Origin of the sequence: Bacillus sp. EAC, assembly GCF_002156875.1 — a bacterium.
In the GTDB taxonomy this organism is placed as follows: Bacteria; Bacillota; Bacilli; order Bacillales; family Bacillaceae_G; genus Gottfriedia.
Genome location: NZ_NCSY01000006.1, coordinates 362,691 through 375,342 on the forward strand (window position 1 = coordinate 362,691; position 12,652 = coordinate 375,342).

Genomic DNA, 12,652 nt, shown 5'->3' on the forward strand with positions numbered 1-12,652 from the left:
CTCCTCCCCATTTTCATTAATTACAAATCGATTAAATAAGTTATACTCAAAATAAAGTATTTATTTTATGGAGGTACAGTATGATATTACCATACAAAGGGAAGCAACCCAAAATTGAAACGTCCGCTTTTATCGCTTCAAATGCAACTGTTACCGGTTCTGTCACAATTGGAGCCAATAGTAGTATTTTCTTCGGGGCAGTAATTCGTGGGGATGTAAATGATACGATTATAGGAAAAGATGTAAATGTTCAAGATTTGTGCGTCCTTCATCAAAGTCCAAGATATCCTCTTATTCTAGAAGATGGTGTAACCGTTGGGCATAGTGTTATTTTACATAGTTGTACAATTAGAAAAAACGCTCTTGTTGGCATGGGATCGATTGTTTTAGATGGAGCAGAGATTGGTGAAGGTGCTATGATTGGCGCTGGAAGTTTAGTTCCCGGTGGTAAGGTCATTCCTCCGAACACATTAGCATTCGGTAGACCTGCTAAAGTTATTAGAGAATTAACAGAAGAAGATATTGCGGATATGAATCGTATTCGAAGAGAGTATATAGAAAAAGGACAGTATTATAAAAAAGCGGAAGAAAATGACCTTTCTCAAATTTAAAGAGACTTTTATATATGGTTTGGACATTTTTTACACACTGAGAGACTTTTATATAAAGTCTCTTTTTTTAATATAAATTTACATTTCTCCATTTTTCATTTACAAAAGATTCTCATTAAATCCATAATCCTTTTTTATAATGAAGTTATAAAAATTTTTATAATGAGGGATGAAAAATGAGCGCATTTCTTCAAAAGATCTACACATTCGAATGTAAGTTGTTTTACCGCGTAAATTCATTATTCCAACAGCGTTACTTGAATCTTTTTTTTCGTACCATTACCCATCTTGGGGGAGCTACATCTACAATTACCTTCGCTTTGTTATTATTATTTTATGCTCAAAATGAATTACATCAAGCAGCTATTTTAAGCTCTTGCACACTTGCTATTAGTCACATTCCTGTCCATTTTCTTAAAAAATTCTATCCACGCAAGAGACCTTATTTAAAGTTAGAAGGATCATTTGCTCCAAAAAATCCTTTAACTGATCATTCTTTTCCATCTGGCCATACAACAGCAATCGTATCAATTGCTCTACCTATCATGATTTATATACCGTTTACTGCATTTATTTTATTCCCTATAGTATGTTGCGTTGCATTTTCACGAATTTATCTTGGACTACATTATCCAACAGATGTATTTTGTGGGATTTTACTAGGTACATTTACTACCTTACTTTCACAATTTTTTATTTATAACTTGTGAGGAGGATAAAAATGAGAATTGCTATTTTTACTGACACTTATATTCCACAAGTAAATGGTGTTGCAAAAACTTTAAATCGATTTACAAATTACTTAAATGAAAATGGTCATTCATTTCATGTATTTGCACCTGATGACTTCGGGGTTGTTACTAGCGAAAGTGTATCAAGATTCAAAGCTATTCCTTTTAAAATTTATCCAGAATGTAAGATTTCACTACCAAGCCTAACTAAAATGAAAAAGAAGTTGAAGGAGTTTAATCCAGATATTATCCATATTGCAACACCCTTTACAATTGGTTTATGCGGACTTCATTTTGCAAAAAAATTAAAAATTCCTTTAGTTGCATCCTATCATACGAATTTTGATCATTATTTAGAGTATTATAATTTATCATTTTTAGAAAATTTTTTATGGAAATATTTAGATTGGTTTCATAAACCAACTCAAAAAATCTTTGTTCCATCAAAAGATACATTGAATCATCTCAATACAAAAGGATTTAACAATTTATCAATATGGACTCATGGTGTAGATTGCTCAATATTTAAACCCTCACTTTCAAATGATGAATTAAAAAGAAAATATCAAATTACATCTAAATACACTGTTTGTTTTGTAGGAAGAATTGCGCCTGAGAAGGATTTGGATACTTTATGTAAAATCATTAGTTACACGAAACAAAGATTCGGCAATAACCTTACATGGCTCATAGTTGGCGATGGTCCGAAAAAAGAAGATATGATTAAAAAAACCGGAACAAATCAAATCGTTTACACAGGCTATTTGCAAAGGAATGAATTAGCGGAAGTTTATAGTTTGAGCGATTTAATGGTATTCCCCTCGGATACAGAAACATTTGGGAACGTAGTACTTGAAGCAATGGCTTGTGGTACACCAGTGATTGGTGCAGATGCTGGTGGTGTAAAAAACATAATTAGAGATTATTCAACAGGCATTCTATGTGAACCTAAAAATTCATTCACATTCTGTCAAGCTATTGAAGATTGTCTTCATCAAACTGAGATGCTAAATCGTATGTCAATAAAAGCGCGGGACTATGCCTTGACTCAAGATTGGAATAGTATCTTTCACAAATTAGTAATGGAGTTTGAGCAAATTGTTACACCTTTCCCACCTATTCTTTTTTCAAAAAAAGCCTGAGATTTTCAGGTTTTTTATTTTCTGAATTTTTAGGTAAATATAAACCATTAATATATTTATTACAAAAAGCATTTTAAATATAATCAGTGAGAGTCTTGCTTAAAAACGAGACTTCGTCGACCCAGCACCACAATGAGGCACTAGTGAGGAAACACGGTGGTTCATCTTCTAAAAGTGAGTTGATTTTAGCAAAAATCAAGAATTTTTCTCTCACAGCCTATAAATTAATAATTAAAAGGTAATAGCTACATAATAGCTTTAGATAACTTATGTGAATAATGAATTATTCAAAAACTAACAATAGATATTAATGTCTAGTTACTGCAACTTCTTCTTCATCAATCATTTGTTTCGATAAATTCGGTAACTACTTATTCAAATGGATGACTCCAGACTTAAGAAGAATAAATTGCTTATACTTTTCGTTTGAACATAAAACTAGGAATTACTAGGAGGCCTCATAGATGAATATATCATCAAGCAATCATTTTCAACTTCATGGTTTTAATAATTTAACGAAATCATTAAGTTTTAATATGTATGATATTTGTTTTACAAAAACAAAGGAAGAGCGCGAAGCCTATATTCAATATATCGATGAGCAATACAGTGCTGATCGTTTAACTAAAATTTTAACAGAAGTAACGCATATAATTGGTGCTCATATCTTAAACATTGCAAAACAAGATTATGATCCTCAAGGTGCAAGCGTAACTATACTAGTATCTGAAGGTCCCGTAGATAATCCTTCTTCTGAGACTTATTCGGAATCACCAGGGCCATTACCTGAGTTAGTCGTAGCTGCTCTAGATAAAAGTCATATCACAGTTCATACATATCCAGAGTATCATCCGGATGACGGAATTAGTACGTTTAGAGCTGATATAGATGTTTCAACATGTGGAGAAATTTCTCCACTAAAAGCTTTAAATTATTTAATTCATCAATTTGAAGCTGATATTATGACAATTGATTATCGTGTGCGTGGTTTTACACGTGATGTCAGTGGCTATAAATTATTTATTGATCATGATATTAATTCAATCCAAAACTACATACCTCAAAAAATAAAGGATATGTATCAAATGATTGATGTAAATGTATTTCAAGAAAATATCTTTCACACGAAATGTAAATTAAAACAATTCGATTTAGATAATTATCTTTTTGGCTACACGAAAGATATATTGGATCAAAATGAAATTCAGGGAATAGAAGAAAAAGTAAAATATGAAATGGATGAAATCTTTTATGGAAAAAACCTTTGGAATGGTCCTGATGTGGAGGATATTTAATGGATCATAATAAAACACCGCTCTTAACGGAATTAGTCCGCTATGCAAAGGAAGATATTACAAGCTTTGATGTTCCCGGGCATAAAAGAGGAAATTCACTTGAGGAATTAAGAGAACTTTGGAGTGAGATGGCTCTTAAAATGGATGTAAATTCGTCAAAGCGTGTTGATAATCTATCACACCCAACGGGAATAATTCAAGAAGCTGAGCTACTACTAGCTGATGCTTTTCATTCAGACCATGCATACATGTTAGTAAACGGCTCTACATCAGGCGTCCAATATATGGTGATGAGTGCTCTTGAACATGGAGATAAAATACTTTTACCAAGAAACGTCCATAAGTCTGCAATTAACGCATTAATTTTGGCAGGAGCTAAACCAGTATTTATCGAACCAGAGATTGATTATGAATATGGTATAGCAAATGGCGTTTCAGTAAAGTCGGTTCTACATGCGTTAGACTTGAATTCTGATGTAAAAGCAATATTAATCATCAATCCTACTTATTTCGGAGCAACATCAGATTTAAAAGAAATTATCGAGATTGCCCATTCTCGTCAGATTCCTGTTTTAGTCGACCAAGCCCATGGAGCACATTTTTCCTTTCATCCAGATTTACCAACTAATGCAGCTTTACTAGGAGCTGACCTTGTTACACTTAGTCTACATAAAACTGGCGGTGCATTAACTCAAGCATCAGTCCTATTGCATAACGATGGCATTATTACTAAAAATAGAGTTCGCTCAACCATTAATCTATTTCAAACAACATCAGCCTCATATCTTTTAATGTGTTCAATTGATGTGGCGAGGAAAAAATTAGTATTAGAAGGTCACGAACGTTTTGATAAGCTTCTTAAGCTTACGAGAAAAGCAAAACGAGAAATTAATCAAATAGATGGTTTACAATGTATCGTTCAAGATACGTATCGAAATGGTGTAGGTGTTTTCGATTACGATGAACTAAAACTGGTCGTTAAAGTATCTGATTTAGGTATGTCCGGTTTTAAAGTGTATGACATGTTAGCGGACCAATATAAAATCCAAATTGAGTTAGCTGAACCAAATGTTATTTTAGCGATCATCTCACTAGGAGATAATGAAGAAACAATTCAAAAGCTCATTGATGCGCTAAAGGATATAAGTGATCGATTTTATGGTACATTACCAAAACTTGATACGGATATTAGTGTTGCGTTAAAAAATCCTAAAATGGTCATGACTCCAAGAGAAGCATACTACCATCCGAAACGAATCATTTCAATTCATGATGCAAGTGGACTAATTAGTGGAGAATCAATTATGATCTATCCTCCAGGAATTCCACTATGTATCCCAGGTGAATTAATTTCAACTGAACTTATTCAACATTACTTATATTTAAAAGATGAAGGTACGATTACAATAAATGATGATGATGACCCATATAAAATAAAGGTTGTCGATAGAAGTTTGGAGGAAAACTTAATGGATTTATGGTATACGGAAAATCATCAAGACGATACAAAATTTTCGATTAAGGTACAAGAACATATGCATTCTGAAAAAAGCGAATTTCAACAAATCGATTTCTTTCGAAGCGAAACATTTGGAACATTTTTCACACTTGATGGATATATGATGGTAACTGAAAAAGATGAGTTTATTTACCACGATATGATCACTCATGTCTCTATGGCAGTAAATCCAAATATTAAAAAGGTACTCATTATTGGTGGTGGTGACGGTGGTACGGCTCGGGAGGTTTTACGCTATCCAACTGTAGAAGTGGTGGACATGGTTGAAATTGATGAGCGAGTTGTTAGGCTATGTCAACAATACTTACCATTAACAGCTTCAAAATTAGATCAAGACGAACGCTTAACACTTTACTTTGAGGATGGATTAAAATTTGTCCAAGAAGCAGATGAAGCCTATTATGATCTCATTTTAGTTGATTCTACTGATCCTATCGGTCCTGGTGAGGGACTTTTTACTGTCGCCTTTTATAACAACTGTAAGAGAGTACTAAGTGACGAAGGAATATTAATTAACCAACACGAAAGTCCATATTATGCTAGCTACGCACATGAGATGAAACGTGCACATTCAAAAATAAAAGAAACATTCCCAATTTCAAGAGTTTATCAATTCCATATGCCAACCTATCCATCTGGCCATTGGTTATTCGGCTTCGCGTCAAAAAAGTATGATCCTATAAAAGATATTAAAGCTGATGAATGGAATCAATTAGGAATTGAAACAAAATATTATAATACAGACTTGCATGTAGGATGTTTTATGTTACCTACCTATGTAAAAAAGCAATTAGATAGTGCTGAATAAAAAACAAAAAGAACTCCTGTCTCTCAGTAGCGGTTTCTCTTCACTTTGAATTGAAACAATAAAATAACATACGAAATGGCAACTAATAAACATGCTTATTAGTTGCCATTTTTTATTGACTTATCAATATTCAAATCAAAATAACAGTGAAATTAGAAAATGAATTAACGGACTCTTATCTAAGCTCTATAGCTACCATTTTTCAGATTGGAGATGTCAGGTTTCAAATAATGCAAAATGCCTAGTGGGTTTTCTAGAAGATACGAAAAGTAAGTTTAAATTTTTTTTTTAGTGGATGTTAGAGTAAAAATAGTTGGTATTAAAGTATGTATTATTCATTTTGTCAGGTATTCAATATTAGATTACAAGAATATCATCTAAAAACAAGAAAATGATTGGAACGGAAGGTGCTCGACTCCTGTGGGAGTAGTGGGACAGGTGAGACCCCGCAGGCGTGAATGCGCCGAGGAGGCTAAAGCAGCATGCCCAACGGAAAGCGAGCATCCTGGAGTGGAAATCGACGAGTTTCCTTTTTAAAATGGCAACAAAGTTTACGAAAGCATACAGAAATATTGATTTATAAAAGCTTCTAAAATGTAAAAAGGCGTCTCAAAGTCATAAAAAAATCGACTTATAAGACAGCCCTTTTTGCTTCTAATTCGTAAGTTAACTGACTCTATATCTTAGAGAATTTCATCACTCTTTGTTCCATTAATCGTAAAACTAGCAGTAATCGTTGAGTTTAAAGAATGAGCTACCGAACAGTATTTATCCTTAGATAATTTTATAGCTTTTTTAACTTTTTCAGTATCTAATTCTCCCCCTAAAATATAGTGTAAATGAATATCAGTGAATCGCTTAGGATGCTCCTCTGCACGTTCTCCGTTTATTTCAACTTCAAAAGAGGTTAAGGTTAAACGCATTTTTTCAAGAATTAAAACAATATCAATTGCTGTACACCCTGCTACAGCATTTAATAATAATTCAACAGGTGTTGGTGCACTATTCTCTCCGCCTAAAGACTCCGCTGTATCCATTTTTATTTCATGACCAGATGGTGCTATACCAGAAAAAGCCAATTTCCCATTCCATTTAATATTCGTTTTCATCATTTAATCTCCTTTCGTTCCGTCAATTAAGCCATTAGAAATTATTGAGTTCCTTTCAATATGTTACTATTTGTTCATCATTATTTTTTCATTCTAACACCTAAATAATGTGTAAAAATGATGATAAAAGTAATTATCAGCAATAAATTTATCAACCTATCCAATTCTCAACTTAAATGTAAAACTTCATATGTTTCTTTGATTCCTTATAAAACTTAATACGATCCATAAGTGTACCTGTATGGAATTCAAATTTATGACCATCTGGATCAGTAAAATAAATTGATTTCTTATCTCTTATATCTCTTTCTCGACTGTTTAAAATGTTTACGTTTAGTTTCACTAATTTATTAATCATATTTTCAAATTCACTCTCATCGATAGAAAATGCCATATGTGTATATGATTGGCTTATTTCATTTCTAGGAATATTACTTTCTACATTTAGCGCTAACCAAATTCCATTTAAATCAAAGTACGCAGTTGTGTTGCCCTTTACTAATAACTTAGCATCGAATACCTCTTGATAAAATCGAATTGAATGTTCTAAATCTGAAACTGAAAAAAGCAAATGATTAATCCCCTTAATCATTAAGAATCCCTCTTCCTAAATATTAGTATTTCATTCTTCTATTTACATAATTTTACCATAAGTTATACTGTGATTAATTGATTTGAATTTATTAAAAGTAATCTGAGGAGGAGATATAATGATTTCGAGACCACTTCCAAATGAATTTAATCCACATTTTAAAGGGTATATTGAACTTGTTCCAGACGGAGATTTGATCGATATTTTAAAGCAACAACATGAAAAAACGACTAACTTTTTCAAGTCACTTTCAAAAGAGCAATCCGAATATCGATATGCTGAAGGAAAATGGAATCTTAAAGAAGTTCTTGGGCATATGTGTGACACAGAAAGAGTAATGAGTTACCGACTTTTAGTTATTGCTAGAGGAGACAAAACTCCTTTACCTTCTTTTGACGAAAACGCCTATAATCTAACTGCAGATTTCAATCACCTAGAATTAGAGCAAATCATTTCTGAATTTTCATCTGTCCGTCAATCAACACTATCTCAACTCTCTATCCTATCAGAGCATACTTTTCAAAATTTAGGAACTGTTTATACTACACCAACAACAGCTCGGGCGATTGCTTATATCATAGCTGGTCATGAACTACATCATCTTAAAATTATTAATGAGCGTTATTTATAACATAAAAAACAAAGCCACCATTTTTTGAATGGTGGTTTTGTTTTTCATTAGGTTTTATTACAGTTATTGAAGGTTATTAAAGTTGATCATCTCGGAAGATGCGAGACTCCTGTGGGAGTAGCGGACAGGTGAGACCCCGCAGTGGTCAAAAAGGTAGGCATGCTAATACCACGACGTCCTGTCGTAACGGCTTGCATGACCCACATCGTGTGGGCCTAGGAGGCTAAAGCAGCACGCCCCACGGAAAAGCGGTTATACTGGAGCGAAAATTCCACTATCTCAATTTTAATACCAATCAATTAGGATAAATAATTTAACTATTCTAACCTCTGTTTTTCTAAAGGATTATTAAAAATGAAATCGAATTTATTATTTAAAATTCTTTTTTGAATGGAGAATAGTATGGAAATTTACTATCGCACTGCATTAATTACTGATATACCTGAACTTATAAGACTTACGAATCAATTAGGTTATCATATCGAGAAAGACCAATTAATCAAAAACTTACATATCATACTAACTAATAATGAAAATGTTGTATTTGTTGCTGTTAAATCAGATCAATTAGTTGGATGGATACATGCACAAAGTCGTTATTTGATTGAATCTCCTCCATATATTGAGATATCCGGTCTGATAGTTGATATTGAATATAGAGGGTTAAGTATAGGTAAAACACTTATACAATATTGTGAAAAATGGTCAAGCGAAAAGGATTTTCATGAAATTCGAGTTCGCACCAATTCAGTACGTACAGATGCAATTAAATTTTACTCAAGAATCGGTTTTATCAATACAAAGACACAACATGTATTTAAAAAAGAAATATTTGACTAAGTGTATTGATAATCTATATCTATTTTTTCTTTATTTTAATCAGATATTCTATAAATTTGATGCCTTTTGATTATTCCAATTTCCCAATAATGCGGATGACTTTGTTTATTGAATAATCTAAATCAAGCAAATCATCCTCGTTAAGCTGGCCTATCTTTTCGCAAAACAGTTGATGAAAATCCTCCCATCGCTTCATTACAGTTTGTTTCCCTTTTTCAGATAACACAATTTTTACACTTCGTTTATCTTTCCCATTCTGAACTTTGGTGACATATTCTTTCTCTTCTAATTTCATAATTAATGGTGTCATTTGTTGCTTGGATATATTAATATTTTGAGCTAGTTCAGTTAATGAAACACCTTCTACAGTATGAAATAATTCCTCAAGTAAATGAAACTGCAGGTGCGTTAACTCAGACTGTTTTTGTCCTGGTATATTCTTTTGTCCAGGTTTGTTAAGCTTGTTGAAAATTAAAGGTAAAAGCTTAATAAAACTTTCTCCTATTTGCTCTGGTTTTGTAGCCACTTCTTCTATTCCCTTCTATAAAAACTTCCTAAATTGACATTTAGTAAATAAAAGTTTATCATCTTATATGGACATATCATAAATTATAGCATAAATTAAATAAACATCAAAACAAAATAGTAAACAACAGTTTACTAACACAAGGAGTGTATGAATGATGAATTCAACTGGATTGACGTTTGGAATCTATCCACTTGGGGTCGCAGGTACCCCTGTTGGATTAGCTGTTGGACCTAAAGATGATTATGAAAAGATAGCAATTGCTATTGAAGACCTTAAAGGGCATGCAAAAAAACTATTACCAAGAACATACGCTGTATATATGGGACCAGAATCAGAAGAAAAAGTTTTTGCTGCAATAGATCGCTATTATCATGCTGGCTTATTAGGAGACTTAACAATCGGTTGTCTTCAAGATCCTGAATTGTCACTAGATTATTGGATTCAGTTTGTTCGTAAAGTAGTTCAACAATACGGAAAGTATCTTGATTCTATTCAAATTACGAATGAACCTAACTTAACCTTTATGGATGGTTCAAAGCCTTATGTACTTCAAGCGCTAGTTCAAGGTATATTGACTGCAAAAAATGAAAAGATTAAAAACAATTTAAACATTAGTATTGGATTTGGTTCTGTACCTGAAGGTCAAAAAACAATTCCTCAATTTTGGGAAAAGCTTATTGATTTCGGTGGCGACGAGTTAATCAATTCTATCGATTATATTGGCCATAATTTTTATGTTGATGTATTCGAAGAACCACTTGAGTTAAAAAAAGTCGGTGTTACAGTTGAAAACATTTTACGCAAATTTCGTGAGACATTGAATACAAACGGGATCCCTAATTCAATTCCAATTCGAGTTACAGAAAATGGTTGGCCAACTGGAAAAAATCCTTTCCTTGAGGTTGAAAGAACATATGCACAACAATCAAAGGTACTCGAGTCAGTTATTCGTACGGTCCATTCACTTCAAAAGGAACTTGTAATAACACATTATGAATTTTTTGGTCTAAGAGATGCTGATAGTTCAAAAGATGATTTATTTCATCAATTTGGTCTAATGAAAGACGATTACACGCCTAAGCCGGCTTATTATACATTTCAAAATTTAATCAAGGAATTAAGTAATTAAAATTAAAAAGACTGTAACAGCAATCGCTGTATACAGTCTTTTTCTTCTTCTTATAGACCAGCGTCAGTTTTTAAAACTTCTGCTTTATCAGTACGCTCCCAAGGAAGGTCGATATCTGTACGGCCAAAGTGACCATAAGCTGCAGTTTGTTTGTAAATTGGACGACGAAGGTCTAGCATTTTAATAATTCCTGCTGGACGTAAGTCAAAATTGTTGCGAATAACTTCAACTAATTTTTCCTCTGAAACTTTACCTGTACCAAAAGTATCAATAGCAATAGATACTGGTTTAGCAACACCGATAGCATAAGCTAATTGTACTTCAGCTTTATCAGCTAAGCCAGCAGCTACGATGTTTTTTGCAACGTAACGTGCAGCATAAGCAGCAGAACGGTCAACTTTAGTTGCGTCCTTACCAGAGAATGCTCCACCACCGTGACGAGCATATCCACCGTAAGTATCAACGATAATTTTACGACCTGTTAAACCTGCATCCCCTTGAGGTCCACCGATTACGAAACGGCCTGTTGGGTTGATAAAGAATTTTGTATTTTCATCAATTAATTCAGCTGGTACAACTGGTTTAATTACAAGTTCTTTAATATCATTTTCGATTTGCTCTTGAGTTGCTTCTGGACCATGTTGAGTCGAAACAACAATTGCATCAATACGAACTGGTTTGTTATTTTCATCGTATTCAACTGTTACTTGAGTTTTTCCATCCGGACGTAAGTAAGAAACTGTTTCATTTTTTCTTACCTCAGTTAATCGACGAGCGATTTTATGAGATAAAGAAATTGGAAGTGGCATTAATTCAGGTGTTTCATTTACTGCAAAACCGAACATTAAACCTTGGTCTCCTGCTCCGATTGCTTCAATTTCTTCATCTGACATGCTTCCTTCACGAGCTTCTAATGCTTGGTCAACACCTAAAGCGATATCAGCAGATTGCTCATCAATAGAAGTTAAAACTGCACATGTATCTGCATCAAATCCGTATTTTGCACGGTCATAACCGATTTCACGGATTGTTTCGCGAACGATTTTTGGAATATCTACATAAGTAGATGTTGTGATTTCACCTGCAACAAGAACTAATCCTGTTGTAACTGAAGTTTCCGCTGCTACACGAGCATTTGGATCATTAGCTAAAATTGCATCAAGAATTGAATCTGAAATTTGGTCACAGATTTTATCTGGATGTCCTTCTGTAACTGATTCTGAAGTAAATAAACGACGTTGTGACATTGAGTCCCCTCCTAAATTGAATTGACGGATCTCTTTTTTCTCAACATAAGAAATAGAAAAAGTACCTTCCTATAACTTATGTTCCCCATTTAAGATAAAGATAACTCAGTGTTAATTACGAAATTGCCATCTGTATTTAAGTTTTGGGCAAAAAAAAAGCCTTCCTCTTATCCATATTGCTTGAGGAAAGGTTTTGTTATTTGCCTTTCGCTCTTATCGTCCAAGACAAAAAAAACTGTCTTGCATCAGGTTCAGCACCTTTCACTTAATGTGAGGTTGCTGGGCTTCGTAGGGCCTGTATCCCTCCACCTACTCGGGATAAGAGAGTATCCGTATGAAAAGTATCATATTAAAAATACACTTTTTTGTCAACAATTTTCACTACATATTTACATAGTTAACATATTACATCAATTAACACATTCATTTAATATAAATAGGAAAAGACTAATAGTATCTTTCCTTTGGA

General features: G+C 33.3%; 12 protein-coding genes and 1 riboswitch. Of the genes, 8 read left to right on the top strand and 4 right to left on the bottom strand.

Annotated elements, in window-relative coordinates:
* Window positions 1-80: 80 nt before the first annotated feature.
* The 5 genes from B7R65_RS12870 (at window position 81) to speE (ending at window position 6,106) form a co-directional block, all read left to right on the top strand.
* Window positions 81-611 carry a gamma carbonic anhydrase gene (locus B7R65_RS12870; protein WP_088043179.1) on the top strand — a complete coding sequence of 177 codons (531 nt, stop codon included), beginning with the start codon at window positions 81-83 and terminating at the stop codon, window positions 609-611.
* A gap of 176 nt (window positions 612-787) precedes the next feature.
* Window positions 788-1,321, top strand: coding sequence for a phosphatase PAP2 family protein (locus B7R65_RS12875; RefSeq protein ID WP_088043180.1), 534 nt, complete (start codon window positions 788-790; stop codon window positions 1,319-1,321).
* Between the two features lie 11 nt (window positions 1,322-1,332).
* Window positions 1,333-2,484, top strand: coding sequence for a glycosyltransferase family 4 protein (locus B7R65_RS12880; RefSeq protein ID WP_088043181.1), 1,152 nt, complete (start codon window positions 1,333-1,335; stop codon window positions 2,482-2,484).
* A 464-nt stretch (window positions 2,485-2,948) separates the two neighbouring features.
* Complete coding sequence (speD, locus tag B7R65_RS12885; RefSeq protein ID WP_088043182.1) at window positions 2,949-3,779, top strand: adenosylmethionine decarboxylase; 831 nt, start codon at window positions 2,949-2,951, stop codon at window positions 3,777-3,779.
* Window positions 3,779-6,106, top strand: coding sequence for a polyamine aminopropyltransferase (speE, locus tag B7R65_RS21520; RefSeq protein ID WP_218780427.1), 2,328 nt, complete (start codon window positions 3,779-3,781; stop codon window positions 6,104-6,106). Before speD ends, speE begins: the two co-directional genes overlap by 1 nt.
* Before the next feature lie 683 nt (window positions 6,107-6,789).
* On the opposite strand, the gene B7R65_RS12900 is transcribed toward speE, so the two are convergent.
* Together B7R65_RS12900 and fosB are read right to left on the bottom strand one after the other, a co-directional pair.
* Entirely contained in the window at window positions 6,790-7,215 is a 426-nt protein-coding gene (locus B7R65_RS12900; RefSeq protein WP_088043183.1) for an OsmC family protein, read from the bottom strand.
* 172 nt (window positions 7,216-7,387) lie between these two features.
* A complete protein-coding gene (fosB, locus tag B7R65_RS12905) occupies window positions 7,388-7,807 on the bottom strand; it encodes a metallothiol transferase FosB (RefSeq protein WP_088043184.1) in 420 nt (139 codons plus the stop codon).
* A gap of 118 nt (window positions 7,808-7,925) precedes the next feature.
* Here fosB and B7R65_RS12910 point away from each other — a divergent pair, with 118 nt between their 5' ends.
* Both B7R65_RS12910 and B7R65_RS12915 read left to right on the top strand, forming a co-directional pair.
* On the top strand, window positions 7,926-8,438 hold the full coding sequence (locus B7R65_RS12910; RefSeq protein ID WP_179194863.1) for a DinB family protein: 513 nt from the start codon (window positions 7,926-7,928) through the stop codon (window positions 8,436-8,438).
* A gap of 402 nt (window positions 8,439-8,840) precedes the next feature.
* The gene (locus B7R65_RS12915) at window positions 8,841-9,278 is read left to right on the top strand and encodes a GNAT family N-acetyltransferase (RefSeq protein ID WP_088043186.1); all 438 of its coding nucleotides are present in this window, start codon (window positions 8,841-8,843) and stop codon (window positions 9,276-9,278) included.
* A gap of 70 nt (window positions 9,279-9,348) precedes the next feature.
* Here the strand turns inward: B7R65_RS12915 and B7R65_RS12920 are convergent, their stop codons facing one another.
* The gene (locus B7R65_RS12920; RefSeq protein ID WP_088043187.1) at window positions 9,349-9,804 is read right to left on the bottom strand and encodes a MarR family winged helix-turn-helix transcriptional regulator; all 456 of its coding nucleotides are present in this window, start codon (window positions 9,802-9,804) and stop codon (window positions 9,349-9,351) included.
* A 154-nt stretch (window positions 9,805-9,958) separates the two neighbouring features.
* On the opposite strand from B7R65_RS12920, the gene B7R65_RS12925 reads away from it, so the two are divergent.
* The gene (locus B7R65_RS12925; RefSeq protein ID WP_256941299.1) at window positions 9,959-10,936 is read left to right on the top strand and encodes a hypothetical protein; all 978 of its coding nucleotides are present in this window, start codon (window positions 9,959-9,961) and stop codon (window positions 10,934-10,936) included.
* A gap of 50 nt (window positions 10,937-10,986) precedes the next feature.
* Here the strand turns inward: B7R65_RS12925 and metK are convergent, their stop codons facing one another.
* Window positions 10,987-12,183: a methionine adenosyltransferase gene (gene metK / locus B7R65_RS12930; protein WP_088043188.1), complete on the bottom strand. Its 1,197-nt coding sequence runs from the start codon at window positions 12,181-12,183 to the stop codon at window positions 10,987-10,989.
* A gap of 210 nt (window positions 12,184-12,393) precedes the next feature.
* A riboswitch (SAM riboswitch) is annotated at window positions 12,394-12,508 on the bottom strand.
* Between the last annotated feature and the right edge of the window lie 144 nt (window positions 12,509-12,652).

What these genes read in the sequence shown, in the direction of transcription:
- B7R65_RS12870 (WP_088043179.1), top strand. Translation starts at nt 81, where the DNA reads ATGATATTACCATACAAAGGGAAGCAACCCAAAATTGAAACGTCCGCT.
- B7R65_RS12875 (WP_088043180.1), top strand. Translation starts at nt 788, where the DNA reads ATGAGCGCATTTCTTCAAAAGATCTACACATTCGAATGTAAGTTGTTT.
- B7R65_RS12880 (WP_088043181.1), top strand. Translation starts at nt 1,333, where the DNA reads ATGAGAATTGCTATTTTTACTGACACTTATATTCCACAAGTAAATGGT.
- speD (WP_088043182.1), top strand. Translation starts at nt 2,949, where the DNA reads ATGAATATATCATCAAGCAATCATTTTCAACTTCATGGTTTTAATAAT.
- speE (WP_218780427.1), top strand. Translation starts at nt 3,779, where the DNA reads ATGGATCATAATAAAACACCGCTCTTAACGGAATTAGTCCGCTATGCA.
- B7R65_RS12900 (WP_088043183.1), bottom strand. Translation starts at nt 7,215, where the DNA reads ATGAAAACGAATATTAAATGGAATGGGAAATTGGCTTTTTCTGGTATA.
- fosB (WP_088043184.1), bottom strand. Translation starts at nt 7,807, where the DNA reads ATGATTAAGGGGATTAATCATTTGCTTTTTTCAGTTTCAGATTTAGAA.
- B7R65_RS12910 (WP_179194863.1), top strand. Translation starts at nt 7,926, where the DNA reads ATGATTTCGAGACCACTTCCAAATGAATTTAATCCACATTTTAAAGGG.
- B7R65_RS12915 (WP_088043186.1), top strand. Translation starts at nt 8,841, where the DNA reads ATGGAAATTTACTATCGCACTGCATTAATTACTGATATACCTGAACTT.
- B7R65_RS12925 (WP_256941299.1), top strand. Translation starts at nt 9,959, where the DNA reads ATGATGAATTCAACTGGATTGACGTTTGGAATCTATCCACTTGGGGTC.
- metK (WP_088043188.1), bottom strand. Translation starts at nt 12,183, where the DNA reads ATGTCACAACGTCGTTTATTTACTTCAGAATCAGTTACAGAAGGACAT.